This is a genomic window from Pseudomonas sp. NBRC 111139 (assembly GCF_001753955.1).
In the GTDB taxonomy this organism is placed as follows: domain Bacteria; phylum Pseudomonadota; class Gammaproteobacteria; order Pseudomonadales; family Pseudomonadaceae; genus Aquipseudomonas; species Aquipseudomonas alloputida.
Genome location: NZ_BCBP01000032.1, coordinates 87,864 through 102,623, shown reverse-complemented (window position 1 = coordinate 102,623; position 14,760 = coordinate 87,864). Strand labels below are relative to the sequence as shown.

Here is a 14,760-nt window from a genome sequence, read left to right as displayed (position 1 = left end):
CGCCGCCATGACGCGAACACACAAAAGCCATCACAAAATCGTCTAATTCTCAGCTGGGTCCTACTTCCCCGCGAACCATTTCCTACGTTCACGCCAATCCCAAGGAATTATCCTACACACCGTGTCGACGCCCGTCTGATTGTCCAGGGAAGGCCTGCTCTCTAGGCTAACCGGGTCGCTGTCGGTTCAGCGATCGGGTGTGGAAACCCGGATGTGATGAAGGGCTGCCGTTATGGCAGTTGTGCGCGTGAGGCCATTTGGCCTACCGGCTTGCCTTCTCCCCGGTTTTCCACCCCGCGCACAACTGCCGCCTTCTGCGTGGAAACGGGTGGTTGCAGTTCAATCCTGGAGAAGGAATTGCCATGAAAAGAATCGTCCCCGATCCACCCTTCCCCAACACCACACAACGCTCTTTCAGCCGCTGCGATGCCGGCCATCCCCCATTGTTCACCGTAAACCCAGGCGTTTCCGCCCACGATGCCCTGGTGCATGTCGCCCAATACCTGCGCGGTGCCTACGACTGTGGCTACAAAGCCTTGGAGCATCTGGATGACACAGGCAAGAGCCTGTTCTGGAGCAACCTGAACGCACTCGAAATGGCAGAAGGTTTGGTTGAGGCGTTGCTGGATGGGATTGAGTCACAGCCCATGAATTGAGTCGCCTGCACCGGCTTTTTCGCGGGCATGCCCGCTCCCACAGGTACTGCACTGGCGTTGAATCTTGCGCGATCCCTGTGGGAGCGGGCTTGCCCGCGAAGAGGCCGGTACAGCAAACAAAAAAGGCCGGCTCCCTACAGAGAGAGCCGGCCTTTGTGCGCGTTGCTGATGGTTGATTACTTACCCGCAGTCAGCGCGTTATAGCTGGTCATCAGGTTGCGATAATCCGGAATGTGGTTGGAGCAAAGTGCAGCCAGCCCTTCGACATCGTTGCGCCAGTCGCGGTGCAGCTCGCAGGCTACGCCGAACCAGGTCATCAGTTGGGCACCCGCCTGGCTCATGCGGTCATGCGCGGCATCACGGGTCATTTCATTGAAGGTGCCGGAAGCATCGGTCACCACGAACACCTCAAATTCTTCCTCCAAGGCCGACAGCGCCGGGAACGCCACGCAAACCTCGGTCACAACACCTGCAATGATCAGCTGCTTCTTGCCGGTCGCCTTCACCGCCTTGACGAAGTCCTCGTTGTCCCAGGCGTTGATCTGGCCAGGGCGGGCAATGTACGGGGCATCTGGGAACAGGGCTTTCAGTTCCGGCACCAGCGGGCCGTTGGGGCCTTGCTCGAAGCTGGTGGTGAGGATGGTCGGCAGGTTGAAGAACTTGGCCAGGTCAGCCAGCGCCAGCACGTTGTTCTTGAACTTGTCCGGCTCGATATCGCGCACCAGCGACAGCAGGCCAGCCTGGTGGTCGACCAGCAGTACGGCAGCGTCGTCTTTATTCAGGCGGTTGTAGGTGAATTTGCTCATGGTCTGTGCTTCCAAGGGTTATGAATTTTTCAGCAATCCGGGGTGTTTCGCGTTGATGGGCACAGATTAAAATCATCACCTTTGCGGCGGTAGTTAGCAGAATCTGGCTTTAGCGTTCCGATTTATGAACGATGGATTTGTAGAGGCCGACACAGGCAACCAAATACCCGGAGACCGATCATTGGAAGACCTCAACTCCCTCTACTACTTCACCCAGGTCGTCGAACATGGCGGCTTTGCCCCGGCCGGGCGGGCGCTGGACATGCCCAAGTCAAAACTCAGCCGGCGCATCGCCGACCTTGAAGACCGCCTGGGTGTGCGGCTGTTGAACCGCACCAGCCGGCATTGCTCGCTGACCGAGATCGGCCAGGCCTATTACAACCGCTGCCTGGCCATGCGCGTGGAGGCCGAGGGCGCAGCAGAGATCATCGAGCGCAACCGCAGCGAACCGCGCGGCTTGGTCCGCATCAGCTGCCCGACCACCCTGCTCAACTCATGGGTCGGGCCGATGCTGACCCGCTACATGCTCAAGTACCCGCAGGTGGAGCTGTTCATCGAAAGTACCAACCGCCGTGTCGACCTGTTGCACGAGGGCTTCGACATCGCCCTGCGGGTGCGCTTTCCGCCGCTGGAGAACACTGACATGGTGATGAAGGTGCTGAGCAACAGCACCCAGTGCCTGGTCGGTCAACCTCAATACCTGGCGCAACTGCCCAAAGGCTTTGATCCGCAGCTGCTGGGCACGCTACCCAGCGTGCATTGGGGCAGTGCCCAGCGCGAGTACCAGTGGGAACTGTTCCAGGGTGAGGACAACAGCCGCAGCATCGTCATCCCGCATACACCACGCATGGTGACTGATGACCTGTTTGCCTTGCGCCACTTCGTGGTAGCCGGAGTGGGGATTGCACACTTGCCGCGGGTGGCGGTGCGTGAGGACCTGGCGGCAGGACGCCTGGTTGAGCTGATCCCGGACTGGCACCCGCGTTGCGGCATCGTGCATGCGATCTTCCCATCGCGACGTGGGTTGCTGCCTTCGGTGCGAGCGCTGATCGATCATCTGGCTGAGGAGTTCGCCATCAGCGACATGGCTTGAGTGCCTGGCTGGCTGAGCCGGCCTCTTCGCGGGCCTGCCCGCACCCACAGGTATTGCACAAGGCTCGGGGCCGGTGGTGGCCCTGTAGGAGCGGCTTTAGCCGCGAAAGGGCCGGTACAGGTAATGCAAATCCCCACCCAGCACACCCTTACAAGACCTTGGGTCTACGCTTCTTCCACACTCCCGGATCATCCCCCGGAGCCCCTCATGATCCGCGCCACTCACGGACCAGGCCGCGCCCTGCTCGCCACCCTCGCCCTCTGGCCGGCGCTGAGCCACGCCGAGGCGCCCGGCTGGTCGCTGCTCAGCCGCAACTATTTCCTGCACAGTGACTTCCGCTCGCCCTCCGGCAGCGGCCAGAACTACCGCCAGGAATGGGCCCAAGGCTTCATCGGCGAGGTCCGTTCCGGCTTCACCGAAGGCACTGTCGGCGTCGGCATCGATGCCCATGGCTTTCTTGGCCTCAAGCTCGACGGCGGCCGCGGCCATAGCGGCACCGGCCTGCTGCCACGCGACAGCGATGGCCGCGCCGAGTCCGAGTACTCCAGCGCCGGTGCCGCGCTCAAAATGCAGTTAGGCAACACCCAACTGCGCTATGGCGAGATGATGGTGGAAACCCCGGTGTTCGACACCGGTGACAAACGCCTGCACCCGGAATACGCCACCGGCTGGTGGGTGGAAAACACCGACCAGCCCGACTGGCGCCTGCAGGCCGGGCGTTTCACTGCCTTCAACAACCAGGACAACAGCTCCACCCACGACGACTTCAGCGGCTACGGCGCGACCACCCACAACCGGGCCATCAGCCTGGCCGGTGCCACCTTCGCACCCAACGGGCCGTTCGGCGCCGCAGTGTATGCCGGGCAGCTGGAAAACACCTGGCGCCAGGCCTACCTCAACCTGAACGTGGCCGAGGGCAACTGGCGCCTGGACGGCAACCTGTACAAAACCCGCGACACCGGCAACGCCAGCGCCGGGGCGATCGACACCCTCGCCTACAGCCTGCTGGCCAGGTACAGCTTCGGCACCCAGGCGCTGAGCCTGGCCTACCAGAAGGTCGAGGGCGACACCCCGTTCGACTTCGTCGGCGGCGACGCCATCTACCTGGCCAACGCGATCAAGTACGCCGACTTCAACGGCCCTGGCGAGCACTCGTGGCAACTGCGCTATGACCTGAACTTCGCCACCCTCGGCGTACCTGGCCTGAGCCTGATGGGCCGCTATGTCAGCGGCCGCGGCATCGACGGCAGCCATGCGCCGGCGGACGGCGCCTATGTGAACCAGTACGGCGACGGCGGCAAGCACTGGGAACGCGACATCGACCTGAAATACGTGGTGCAGTCGGGGGCTGCCAAGGACCTGAGCCTGTCGTTCTCCCACGTCAGCCACCGCGCCAACCAGGCCCAGGCGGGCAATGATATCGACCGCATCTACCTGATCATCGAATACCCACTCAAAGGCAGCTTCTGACATGAGTACATCCCCTTCAGGTGCCTGGAGCCCGTTGCGTAACACCACCTTCCGCATGCTGTGGATCGCCACCATCGCCTCCAACATCGGCACCTGGATGCACGAGGTGGGCGCCGGCTGGCTGATGACCACGCTGTCGGCCAGCCCGCTGCACGTGGCGTTGATCCAGGTAGCCGGCTCGTTGCCGATGTTCTTCCTGGCCCTGCCGGCGGGCGCAGCGGCGGACATCGTCGACAAACGCCGCTACCTGTTGCTGGTGCAACTGTGGATGTCTTGCGTAGCGGTTGTGCTGGCGGCCCTGACCTTGCTCGGGATGATGAACGTCACCTTGCTGCTGGTGCTGACCCTGGCACTGGGCATTGGTACAGCACTGATGATGCCGGCGTGGAGCGCACTGACACCGGAACTGGTGGGCAAGGAGGACCTGGCCAACGCGGTGGCGCTTTCCAGTGTCGGCATCAACGTGTCACGGGCCATCGGCCCGGCACTGGCGGGGGTGGTGGTGAGCATGGTCGGCCCGTGGCTGACCTTTGCCCTGAATGCCATCTCGTTCGCGGGTGTGATCCTGGTGTTGTTCCTGTGGAAGCGCGAGGTGAAGGAACCACTGCTGCCGGCCGAACGCTTCGTTGGCGCCATGCGCACTGGGCTGCGCTTTGCCCGCAGCGCCAAGCCTTTGCAGGCCGTGATGCTACGCGCGTTGGCGTTCTTTTTCTGCGCCAGCGCCGGCACTTCGCTGCTGCCGCTGATCGTGCGTGGCGAGATGCGCGGCACCGCAGCGGACTTCGGCCTGCTGCTGGCGGCCATCGGTATTGGCGCAGTGGCGGGTGCCACCTTGCTGCCGCGCCTGCGTGAGCGCATCAGCCGTGACCGCCTGGTGTTACTGGCCAGCCTGCTGTATGCCCTGTTCCTGCTGGCCCTGGCGCTGGTGCGCAACTTCTATGCGCTGCTGCCCGCGATGCTGCTCAGTGGCGCGGCGTGGATCGCGGTGCTGTCCAACCTGCAGGTGGCTGCGCAGACTTCGGTGCCCGCCTGGGTAAGGGCGCGGGCTTTGTCGGTATACATTCTGATCTTCTTCGGCGCCATGGCCTGTGGCGGCCTGCTGTGGGGCACGCTGGCCAGCCATGCAACGATCACCTTCAGCCTGCTGCTGGCCGCAGGCGGCCTGGCGCTGGGTACCTTGCTGACCTGCAAGGTGACGCTGCCGGAAACCGAGGCAGAGGAGCTGACGCCGTCGCTGCATTGGCCGGTGCCGGTGCTCAGCGATGACATGGACACGGAAGTCGGACCGGTGATGGTCACCGTCGAGTACCACATCGCCCCCACCAAGGCCGAGGCCTTCCAGCAGGCGGCGCGGGAGCTGGAAGCGATGCGCAAGCGCAATGGCGCATTGTCGTGGGGGTTGATGCGGGACAGTGCTGATCCGGCGTTGTGGCTGGAGTTCTTCTTCGAGGAATCGTGGCTGGAGCATCTGCGGCATCACCACCGGGTGACCCGTGGTGAACTGAAGATCGAGGCGCGGGTCAGGATGCTGCAGACCGATGGGGTTGAAGTGCGGATTCGGCATTTGTTGGCTGGCGGGGAGCATAAGGCTCACCATTGATGCTGGCCTTTGCGGCCCTTTCGCTACAAGGACCGCGCAGCCCCCGTATGCGCGGGTTTACCCGCGAAAGGACCACAAAGGCCCCGTAGGTGCGGGTTACCTGCGAAAAGGCAGCAAAGGCCCTGTAGGAGCGGGTTTACCCGCGAAAGGGCCGGCACTGAAGACACAAGAAAGGGGCCAGTTATTGGCCCCCGTTCTTCACATCAGCTCAGCTTAGAAAGCGAAGCACGAACAGCCCAGCGCCCCCCAGAATCCCTGGAAATCATTGACCGGAACACTCGATTTGCGCGCCTTGTCATGGCTGTGTGCATGCACCCCGCACGGCCCCGAGCACTGGTGCACCGCGGCTGCCAACGATGGCGTACCAACGCGCCAGTGCCCAGGCACCTTGGTCACCGGCGACCACTCTGGCAGCACCGGCACCTGCGGCGGGCCAAGCTTGTCGAACTCGCCAGCACCGTACACCACCTTGCCATCAACGATGGTCAGCACCGACTCGATGCCCTTGATCGCCTCTTCATCGACACTGAAGAAGTCCAGCGACAATGCTGCCAGGTCAGCCAGCTGGCCTACCTTGATCTGGCCCTTCTTGCCTTGCTCGCTGGAGAACCAGGCGCTGCCCTGGGTGAACAGTTGCAGCGCGGTGTCACGGCTCAGGCCTTCCGGGTACAGCTCCATGCCACCGACCGTCTTGCCGCTGACCAGCCAGTACAGTGAGGTCCATGGGTTGTAGCTAGACACCCGAGTGGCATCGGTACCCGCGCCCACCGGCACGCCCATCTCGAGCATGCGTTTGATCGGCGGGGTCTGCTCGGCGGCCTTGGCGCCGTAGCGGTCGACGAAGTACTCACCCTGGAAGGCCATGCGGTCCTGGATGGCAATACCACCGCCCAGCGCACGCACGCGCTCGATGTTCTGCGGGGTGATGGTTTCGGCGTGGTCGAAGAACCAGGGCAGGCCGTTGAATGGAATGTCGCGGTTGACCTTCTCGAACACGTCGAGCATGCGCGTGATCGATTCGTTGTAGGTGGCGTGCAGGCGGAATGGCCAGCGCTGCTCGACCAGGTGGCGCACCACCGGCTCCAGTTCTTCTTCCATGGTCTGCGGCAGGTCCGGGCGCGGCTCGAGGAAGTCCTCGAAGTCGGCGGCAGAGAACACCAGCATTTCGCCCGCGCCATTGTGGCGCAAGAAATCGGTGCCGCTGTGCAGCTTGACGCTGGAGGTCCACTTCTTGAAGTCGTCCAGTTCTTCCTTGGGCTTCTGGGTGAACAGGTTGTAGGCGATGCGTACGGTCAGCTGGTTGTTGTCGGCCAGCTCCTGGATCACCGAGTAGTCATCGGGGAAATTCTGGTAGCCACCGCCGGCATCGATGGCGCTGGTCAGGCCCAGGCGGTTGAGTTCGCGCATGAACTGGCGGGTGGAGTTGACCTGGTACTCCAGCGGCAGCTTCGGCCCCTTGGCCAGGGTGGCGTAGAGGATCATTGCGTTGGGGCGGGCGATCAGCATGCCGGTCGGGTTGCCGAACTTGTCACGCTGGATTTCGCCACCTGGCGGGTTCGGGGTGCTCTTGTCGTAGCCGACGGCCTTGAGCGCAGCGCGGTTGAGCAGCGCGCGGTCATACAGGTGCAACAGGAACACCGGGGTATCGGGCGCAGCCTGGTTGATTTCTTCCAGGGTGGGCATGCGTTTTTCGGCGAACTGGAATTCGTTCCAGCCACCGACTACCCGCACCCACTGCGGGGTTGGCGTGCGCGCAGCCTGGTCCTTGAGCATGCGCAGGGCATCGGCCACGGACGGTACCCCTTCCCAGCGCAGCTCGAGGTTGTAGTTCAGGCCACCGCGGATCAGGTGCAGGTGCGAGTCATTGAGGCCCGGGATCACCGTGCGCTGCTTGAGGTCGATGATTTGCGTGGCGGCGCCCTTGTGGGCCATGGCCTCGGCGTCGCTGCCCACGGCGATGAAGCGGCCGTCCTTGATGGCGACGGCGGTCGCGGTGGGCTTTTCGCGGTCAACGGTGTGCAGTTTGCCGTTGAACAGAATCAGGTCGGCGGTCATGGAACCTCCTTGGCTGGATGCGTGAGCGGAACCGGCTTGGCCGGTGAAGGGCAATGCGGACCAGAGCGCGCCAGCGGCACCGAGCACAGTGCTGGTGGCGAGGAACTGGCGACGGGTCTTGTCGTTGCGATCCTGGGACATGGGCTTCTCCGACTAGGGGCCGGCAGGGGACTGCGAAGCATGCCGGTTGATGCAAGGCCTGGGCTTGAATGGATGTGCGGTGGGTTGAAGAAGGTTAGTCCTGGTCAAGCTTTTTGCTGCCTGGGCCGGCCTCTTCGCGGGTAAACCCGCTCCTACAACGTCTGCAGGAGCGGGTTCAGCCGCGAATGTTTCCCACATTTACCGCTGAAGGAACGCCAGCAGGTCCTCATTCAGTTGCTGTGCATGAGTCACTGCAAACCCGTGCGGCGCCCCGGCATACACCTTCAGCTCGGCGCCGCGAATCAGCTCCGCCGCCTGCTTGCCAGTGGTCTCGAACGGCACGATCTGGTCGTCATCGCCATGGATCACCAACGTCGGCACATCGACCTTGGCCATGTCGGGACGGAAATCGGTCTCCGAGAAGGCCGTCACACAGTCCAGGGTGCCTTTGATTGACGCCATCAGCGCAATGTTCAGGGTCTGCGTCTGCACACCCTGGGACACCTGCTGCCCATGGTTCAGGCCGTAGAACGGCGTGGCGAAATCGGCGATGAACTGCGCGCGGTCGGCACGCAGGCCGGCCTGGATGCCCTCGAACACCGACAGGTCGACACCGTCAGGGTTGTCCTCACGCTTGCCGAACACTGGCGTCACCGCGCCCAGCAACACCAGCCCGGCCACCCGCTCGCTGCCGTGGCGGGCGATGTAGCGGCTGACATCACCGCCCCCCATCGAGAAGCCCACCAGGGTGACGTCGCGCAGGTCGAGGTGCTCGATCAGCTGGGCAATGTCATCGGCGAAGGTGTCGTAGTCGTAACCGTTCCACGGCTGGCTCGAGCGGCCGAAACCCCGGCGGTCGAAGGCGATGGCGCGGTAACCGCGGCTGGCCAGGAACTCCATCTGCGAGTCCCACATGTCGGCATCCAGCGGCCAGCCGTGGCTGAACAGCACGGGCTTGCCGCTGCCCCAGTCCTTGAAATAGATCGAAGTGCCATCGCGGGTAACGAACGTGCTCATAGCGGTATCTCCTTGAACGTTTCGAGATGAAGGCGTCGGCTCAGCCGCGCAGCCAGTTGGCGCAGCGGCGGGTTACCCAAGGCATGATGTAGAACACCACGGGCAGGATGACGAACAGGTTGACGATCAGGTTGCCGGTGATCACGCCGCCCAACTGCGGGAAGCGTGCAAACAGCGGCGCCAGCAGTTGCGGGATGACCATGGTCATCGGGCAGATCACCAGGTAGGTCAGCAGCGCCTGTTTCCAGCGCGGCGGTTGCGCTGCGGGGGTGCCCGGCGAGCTATCAAGCACCTTGTGTTGCAGGCATACGGTCACCACTTCGCGGTTGTCATGGAGTGCGGTGTTCATCGGCGTTCCTTGGGATGAGCTTGCCCGCATCCACTGTGCAACGGCGGACGGGCGCTGGATTGGATAGGTGTGCTGCCCTGGGCGGGCACCGATTGGCGGTGCCCGCGGCGTTTGCGCTTACTTGTTGGCGTTGAAGGCGTTGTAGCTGGTCATCAGGTTGCGGTAATCCGGAATGTGGTTGGAGCACAGCGCGGCCAGGCCTTCGATGTCGTTGCGCCAGTCGCGGTGCAGCTCACAGGCCACGCCGAACCAGGTCATCAGTTGCGCACCTGCCTGGCTCATGCGGTCGTGGGCGGCGTCGCGGGTCATGGCGTTGAAGGTACCGGAGGCATCAGTGACCACGAACACGTCGAACTCTTCTTCCAGGGCCGACAGGGCCGGGAAAGCTACGCACACTTCAGTCACAACGCCGGCGATGATCAGTTGCTTCTTGCCAGTGGCCTTCACGGCCTTGACGAAGTCTTCGTTGTCCCAGGCGTTGATCTGGCCAGGGCGGGCAATGTACGGGGCGTCCGGGAACAGGGCTTTCAGTTCTGGCACCAGTGGGCCGTTGGGGCCTTGCTCGAAGCTGGTGGTGAGGATGGTCGGCAGGTTGAAGAACTTGGCCAGGTCGGCCAGGGCCAGCACGTTGTTCTTGAACGCGTCCGGCTCGATGTCGCGGACCAGGGACAGCAGGCCAGCCTGGTGATCGACCAGCAGTACGGCGGCGTCGTCTTTGTTCAGGCGGTTGTATTTGAAGTGGGTCATGGGGGTAGCTCCTAAGGGTTTTGATGTTCAGTAAGTTGGGTGTTTCGCGTTGATGGGAGAAGATTAAAACCATCACCTTTGGAGCGGTAGATAGCGGTTTTTGGCTTTAGCGTTCTGTTTTGGGAACGATAGATTGGCGTTGGTTTTGCTGGCCTTTTCGCGGGCTCGCCCGCTCCCACAGGGATCGCACAAGGTTCAAAACCAGCGCTTTACCTGTGGGAGCGGGCAAACCCGCGAAGGGGCCAGCACAGGCTTGCATTGCCTGCCCGGCAAACCTGCTCTATTACTACCCACAGCCCTCCCCTCACCCCCGAGACCACCATGCTGGCGTTCATCCAGTCGTCCCCGTTGTTGCTCGGTTGCGCCCTGATCCTGCTCGACCTCGTGCTTTGGCAACTGATCCCCATTCAGCGTCATGCCTGGCGCATCAGCGCGCGCCTGGTGATCTTCCTGCTGTTCAGCGCGGTGCTGATGGCCGCCGGCATGAGCCCGCTGCAACCACCGCCGTGGCCCGACGATCTTTCGCGCAACCTGATGGCCACGGTATTGGCCATCGGCTGGTGGCTGTTCGGTGCGCGCACGGTGACCGTGGTGTTCGGCCTGTTGCTGGTGGCCCGTGGCAGCCATGGCGGGCGCTTGCTGCAGGATGTGCTGGGGGCGTTGATCTTCCTCGCCGCCGTGGTCGCGGCCGCAGGCTACGTGCTGCAACTGCCGGTGAAGGGCCTGCTGGCCACCTCCGGGGTAATGGCCATCGTCATCGGCCTGGCGCTGCAGAGCACACTGGCTGACGTCTTCAGCGGCATCGTGCTGAACACCACGCGGCCCTATCAGATTGGCGACTCAATCTCCATCGACGGCACCGAAGGCAAGGTCCTGGACATCGACTGGCGCGCCACGCGCCTGCTGACCGGTACCGGCAGCCTGGCGGTAATCCCTAACTCGGTGGCGGCCAAGGCGCGGCTGCTCAACCACAGTCGCCCGGCCGATGTGCACGGGGTATCGATCAGCGTGGTGGTCCCGGCCAAGGTGCGGCCCAAGCGCGTGTTCGATGCGCTGGAAAAAGCCTTGCAGGGCGTCAGTGCCATCCTTGCGACCCCGAAGCCGAAGGTGACGGTAAAGGCCTCGACTCTGGAGTCGGTGGAGTACGAGGCCAGCGGCTTCGTGGCCGATGCGGGCACCAAGGGCGATGCACGTAACCAGTTGTTCGACCTGGCGCACCGGCATCTGGAGGCCAGCGGGGTGATGTGGAACGTCGACCTGGCTGTGCCGCCGCGCAGCCGCCAGCGCGAGGTGCTGGATGAGGTTCGAGTGTTCCGCTCGCTAAGTGATGAAGAGCGCGATGCGTTGAGCCAGCGCATGACTGCAGTCGAGTACCTGGCGGACCAGGTGATCCTGGAGGTGGGCGAGCATTCCGATCATCTGCTGGTGATTGGCAGCGGTGTGGTATCGGCCTCGGTGCGCGACGGAGACAAGCGGCTGGAGGCCGGGCGCATGGGGCCGGGAGAGGTGCTTGGGATCGAGGGGATCATCGACGACGAAGATTCGCTGGCCGAATTCCGCACGCTGACCAGTTGCGTGCTGTACCGGATCGACAAGGAACAGGTGAAGAGCTGTTTGCAGCAGCGTGGCGAAGTGCAGACGGCGTTGAGCAAATTGCAGCGGTTCCGGCGGCAGAGCCGGGAGTCGTTGTTGCTGCAGAAGCCGGCCCTGATCAAGAAAGGTGGCTTCCTCAGCTGGCTGCACAAGTAAGCCTGTGCTGGCCTCTTCGCGGGTAAACCCGCGCCTACAGGTTCACCACAGCCCTCTCAGGCGGTGAACAATTTGTAGGAGCGGGTTTACCCGCGAATAGGCCAGTACTTACAACACAACCCTCAGGCACTGCCCCGCGTGGTACAGCGAGAAGCCAGACTCGTAGAACGCCGTCCGCAGCGAAGGCGCGCTCACACCGCTCATCGGCGAAAACGGAATCGGCAGGCTGTCCGCCTCGCCCTTGAGCAGGAACTCGGCAAACGCCCGGCCAATCACGGTGCCGGTGGTATTACCGCGCCCGTTGTACCCGGTCACCGCCACCAACCCAGGCGCCGGCTCGAACAGGCGCATCAGGTGGTCAGGCGTGAAGTCGATGCAGCCGGTCCAGTGCATTTCCCACTCGACCTTGCCCAGCTCCGGGTAGTAATGGCCCTGGATGCGGTCGGCCCAGCTGCGCACGAACCACGCCGGCTTGTTGTCGACCCGGCCCAGGCTGCCGAGCAGCAGGCGGCCCTGATCGTCGCGGCGGATGCTGCTGAGCACGGTGCGGGTGTCCCACGAACCTTGGCCATGTGGCAGCACCTTGTCGGCTGCGGTGCCCTGCAGCGGTTTGGAGGCTACCTGATAGTAATAACCGCGGAAGAACTGCTTCTGCAGGTTGCTCCAGTCGCCTTCGGTGTAGGCGCCGGTGGAAATCACCACCTTTTCGGCGCGCACAGCGCCACGCGCAGTCTTCACCCGCCAGCCATCACCTTCACGCTCCAGGCCTTCGACCGAAGACTGCTGGAAAATCTTGCCGCCCAGGCGCGTTACAGCAGCCGCCAAACCCTGGGTGTAGCCCATGGGGTTGATGGTGCCAGCACGGCGATCAAGCAGCGCAGCGGAAATCTTGTCAGTACCGCAGTATTCCTGGCATTGGGCACCGGTCAGCAGCTCGACGTCGGCACCTCGGCGGCGCCATTGTTCGTGACGCGCTTCGAGGTCGGCGATACCGGTGGCGTTGTGCGCCATGTGCAGCGTGCCTTTGTGCTGGGCCTGGCAGTCGATGCCGAGGCGCTCGATCATGGCGAACACTTCAGCCGGGGCTTCGCCAAGCACCTTGTTCAGACGGCTGCCCTGCTTCTGGCCAAGGGTGGCCTCGACGTCGTCGGGGCGGATCCACGTGCCGGCGTTGACCAGGCCGACGTTGCGCCCGGAGCCACCGTGGCCGATCTTCCAGGCCTCCAGCACAATCACCGACTTGCCCTGTTCGAGCAGGTGGATGGCCGCCGACAGGCCGGTAATGCCGCCGCCGATCACACAGACATCGGCCTTGTGCTCACCGGCCAGGGCCTGGGCGGCGACGGTCGGTTTGCTGACGTGTTCCCACAAGCATTGTTGACGCAGTTCGGACATGGCCGGCTCCAGCAATTTGTTCTTGTTGGGGCCGCAGGGCGGCCCATTCGCGGGTAAACCCGCTCCTACAGGGGTCGGTGTCGCTTGGACGAACCCTGTAGGAGCGGGTCTACCCGCGAACCGGGGGCCAGGCCCCCGGCCATGCAGCATCAATACATCAGTCGAACACGATACCCTGCGCCAGCGGCAGCTCGCGCGAGTAGTTCACGGTATTGGTCTGGCGACGCATGTAGCCTTTCCAGGCATCCGAGCCCGACTCACGGCCACCGCCGGTTTCCTTCTCGCCACCAAACGCACCGCCAATCTCGGCGCCGCTGGTACCGATGTTGACGTTGGCGATGCCGCAGTCGCTGCCCGAGGCGCTCTGGAAGCGCTCGGCTTCACGGATGTCGGTGGTGAAAATGCACGACGACAGGCCTTGCGGCACTTCGTTGTTCAGGCGCAGGGCCTCCTCGAAGTCGTCGTAGGCCAGCACGTACAGGATCGGTGCGAAGGTTTCGTGGCGCACCACGTCACTTTGCGCCGGCATTTCAGCAATGGCTGGCGAAACGTAGTAGGCGTTCGGGTACTGGTCGGCCAGCTGACGCTCGCCACCAAATACCTGGCCACCTTCGTCACGGGCCTTGGCCAGTGCACCCTGCATGGCGTCGAACGACTGCTTGTCGATCAGCGGGCCGACCAGGTTGTCTTTACGTGGGTCGCCGATACGCACTTTGCCGTAGGCGGCTTTGACGCGGGCAACCACTTCGTCCTTGATCGAGCGGTGCACGATCAGGCGGCGCAGGGTGGTGCAACGCTGGCCGGCAGTGCCGACAGCCGAGAACAGGATGCCGCGCACGGCCAGGTCCAGGTCGGCGCTCGGGGCCAGGATCATGGCGTTGTTGCCGCCCAGTTCCAGGATGCTGCGGCCGAAGCGGGCAGCAACGCGTGGGCCGACTTCGCGACCCATGCGGGTGCTGCCGGTGGCGCTGACCAGCGGTACACGCGGGTCGTCGACCATGGCTTCGCCAGCTTCACGGCCGCCGATCACCAGTTGTGCCAAGCCAGCCGGAGCATCGCCGAAGGCTTTCAGGGCTTTTTCGAACAGCGCCTGGCAGGCCAGGGCGGTCAGCGGAGTTTTCTCGGACGGTTTCCATACCACCGAGTTGCCGGCCACCAGGGCCAGGGCGGTGTTCCAGGCCCACACGGCAACCGGGAAGTTGAAGGCGCTGATCACGCCGACCACACCCAGCGGGTGCCAGGTTTCACGCATGTGGTGGCCCGGGCGCTCGGAAGCGATGGTCAGGCCGTACAGCTGGCGCGACAGGCCAACGGCGAAGTCGCAGATGTCGATCATTTCCTGCACTTCGCCCAGGCCTTCCTGGGTGATCTTGCCGGCTTCGATCGAGACCAGCTCGCCGAGGTCGGCCTTGTGCTCACGCAGCACTTCGCCGAACAGGCGCACCAGTTCGCCACGGCGCGGAGCCGGCACACTGCGCCAGGCTTCGAAGGCGCTCTGGGCCTGATCGATGCGGGCGATGGTCTCGGCCTTGCCGAGCAGTTTCACCGAGGCGATCTGGCTGCCGTCGATCGGCGTGTGAACAGGGTAGTCGCCCTGGGTGTAAGCCTCGGCGGCAACGCCAAGGCGCTCGAGCAATCCAGCAACCATTTGTGCATCTCCTACATCGGTGATGGGGTGGAAA

Annotated in this window: 12 protein-coding genes; 5 read left to right on the top strand and 7 right to left on the bottom strand. The window is 63.4% G+C overall.

Annotation, left to right across the window (positions count from 1 at the left end; all coding sequences use genetic code 11):
- Nucleotides 1–362 precede the first annotated feature (362 nt).
- Nucleotides 363–656, top strand: coding sequence for a hypothetical protein (locus BJQ17_RS12900; protein WP_004575818.1), 294 nt, complete (start codon nucleotides 363–365; stop codon nucleotides 654–656).
- Between the two features lie 176 nt (nucleotides 657–832).
- On the opposite strand, the gene ycaC (BJQ17_RS12895) is transcribed toward BJQ17_RS12900, so the two are convergent.
- Nucleotides 833–1,462 (bottom strand): isochorismate family cysteine hydrolase YcaC, encoded by a 630-nt coding sequence (gene ycaC, locus BJQ17_RS12895; RefSeq protein ID WP_010955763.1) that lies wholly within the window; start codon nucleotides 1,460–1,462, stop codon nucleotides 833–835.
- A 181-nt stretch (nucleotides 1,463–1,643) separates the two neighbouring features.
- Between ycaC (BJQ17_RS12895) and BJQ17_RS12890 the strand changes: the two genes are divergently transcribed.
- From BJQ17_RS12890 to BJQ17_RS12880, 3 genes are all read left to right on the top strand, one after another.
- A complete protein-coding gene (locus tag BJQ17_RS12890; RefSeq protein ID WP_010955764.1) occupies nucleotides 1,644–2,555 on the top strand; it encodes a LysR substrate-binding domain-containing protein in 912 nt (303 codons plus the stop codon).
- Between the two features lie 207 nt (nucleotides 2,556–2,762).
- The gene (locus BJQ17_RS12885) at nucleotides 2,763–4,025 is read left to right on the top strand and encodes an OprD family porin (RefSeq protein WP_070096154.1); all 1,263 of its coding nucleotides are present in this window, start codon (nucleotides 2,763–2,765) and stop codon (nucleotides 4,023–4,025) included.
- A 1-nt stretch (nucleotide 4,026) separates the two neighbouring features.
- The gene (locus BJQ17_RS12880; protein WP_014860495.1) at nucleotides 4,027–5,625 is read left to right on the top strand and encodes an MFS transporter; all 1,599 of its coding nucleotides are present in this window, start codon (nucleotides 4,027–4,029) and stop codon (nucleotides 5,623–5,625) included.
- A 213-nt stretch (nucleotides 5,626–5,838) separates the two neighbouring features.
- On the opposite strand, the gene BJQ17_RS12875 is transcribed toward BJQ17_RS12880, so the two are convergent.
- From BJQ17_RS12875 to ycaC (BJQ17_RS12860), 4 genes are all read right to left on the bottom strand, one after another.
- Complete coding sequence (locus BJQ17_RS12875; RefSeq protein ID WP_003253557.1) at nucleotides 5,839–7,821, bottom strand: amidohydrolase; 1,983 nt, start codon at nucleotides 7,819–7,821, stop codon at nucleotides 5,839–5,841.
- 198 nt (nucleotides 7,822–8,019) lie between these two features.
- Complete coding sequence (locus BJQ17_RS12870; RefSeq protein WP_003253555.1) at nucleotides 8,020–8,838, bottom strand: alpha/beta fold hydrolase; 819 nt, start codon at nucleotides 8,836–8,838, stop codon at nucleotides 8,020–8,022.
- A 40-nt stretch (nucleotides 8,839–8,878) separates the two neighbouring features.
- The gene (locus tag BJQ17_RS12865) at nucleotides 8,879–9,187 is read right to left on the bottom strand and encodes a hypothetical protein (RefSeq protein WP_003253554.1); all 309 of its coding nucleotides are present in this window, start codon (nucleotides 9,185–9,187) and stop codon (nucleotides 8,879–8,881) included.
- 117 nt (nucleotides 9,188–9,304) lie between these two features.
- A complete protein-coding gene (gene ycaC, locus BJQ17_RS12860) occupies nucleotides 9,305–9,934 on the bottom strand; it encodes an isochorismate family cysteine hydrolase YcaC (RefSeq protein ID WP_003253552.1) in 630 nt (209 codons plus the stop codon).
- Nucleotides 9,935–10,255: 321 nt separating this feature from the next.
- Between ycaC (BJQ17_RS12860) and BJQ17_RS12855 the strand changes: the two genes are divergently transcribed.
- The gene (locus BJQ17_RS12855) at nucleotides 10,256–11,683 is read left to right on the top strand and encodes a mechanosensitive ion channel domain-containing protein (RefSeq protein WP_003253551.1); all 1,428 of its coding nucleotides are present in this window, start codon (nucleotides 10,256–10,258) and stop codon (nucleotides 11,681–11,683) included.
- A 108-nt stretch (nucleotides 11,684–11,791) separates the two neighbouring features.
- On the opposite strand, the gene BJQ17_RS12850 is transcribed toward BJQ17_RS12855, so the two are convergent.
- The gene (locus tag BJQ17_RS12850) at nucleotides 11,792–13,078 is read right to left on the bottom strand and encodes an FAD-binding oxidoreductase (RefSeq protein ID WP_003253548.1); all 1,287 of its coding nucleotides are present in this window, start codon (nucleotides 13,076–13,078) and stop codon (nucleotides 11,792–11,794) included.
- A gap of 157 nt (nucleotides 13,079–13,235) precedes the next feature.
- Nucleotides 13,236–14,726: an aldehyde dehydrogenase family protein gene (locus BJQ17_RS12845; RefSeq protein WP_003253547.1), complete on the bottom strand. Its 1,491-nt coding sequence runs from the start codon at nucleotides 14,724–14,726 to the stop codon at nucleotides 13,236–13,238.
- Nucleotides 14,727–14,760 lie beyond the last annotated feature (34 nt).

Coding starts and splice junctions, on each gene's coding strand:
- BJQ17_RS12900 (WP_004575818.1), top strand. CDS start 363: ATGAAAAGAATCGTCCCCGATCCACCCTTCCCCAACACCACACAACGC.
- ycaC (WP_010955763.1), bottom strand. CDS start 1,462: ATGAGCAAATTCACCTACAACCGCCTGAATAAAGACGACGCTGCCGTA.
- BJQ17_RS12885 (WP_070096154.1), top strand. CDS start 2,763: ATGATCCGCGCCACTCACGGACCAGGCCGCGCCCTGCTCGCCACCCTC.
- BJQ17_RS12880 (WP_014860495.1), top strand. CDS start 4,027: ATGAGTACATCCCCTTCAGGTGCCTGGAGCCCGTTGCGTAACACCACC.
- BJQ17_RS12875 (WP_003253557.1), bottom strand. CDS start 7,821: ATGTCCCAGGATCGCAACGACAAGACCCGTCGCCAGTTCCTCGCCACC.
- BJQ17_RS12870 (WP_003253555.1), bottom strand. CDS start 8,838: ATGAGCACGTTCGTTACCCGCGATGGCACTTCGATCTATTTCAAGGAC.
- BJQ17_RS12865 (WP_003253554.1), bottom strand. CDS start 9,187: ATGAACACCGCACTCCATGACAACCGCGAAGTGGTGACCGTATGCCTG.
- ycaC (WP_003253552.1), bottom strand. CDS start 9,934: ATGACCCACTTCAAATACAACCGCCTGAACAAAGACGACGCCGCCGTA.
- BJQ17_RS12855 (WP_003253551.1), top strand. CDS start 10,256: ATGCTGGCGTTCATCCAGTCGTCCCCGTTGTTGCTCGGTTGCGCCCTG.
- BJQ17_RS12850 (WP_003253548.1), bottom strand. CDS start 13,078: ATGTCCGAACTGCGTCAACAATGCTTGTGGGAACACGTCAGCAAACCG.
- BJQ17_RS12845 (WP_003253547.1), bottom strand. CDS start 14,726: ATGGTTGCTGGATTGCTCGAGCGCCTTGGCGTTGCCGCCGAGGCTTAC.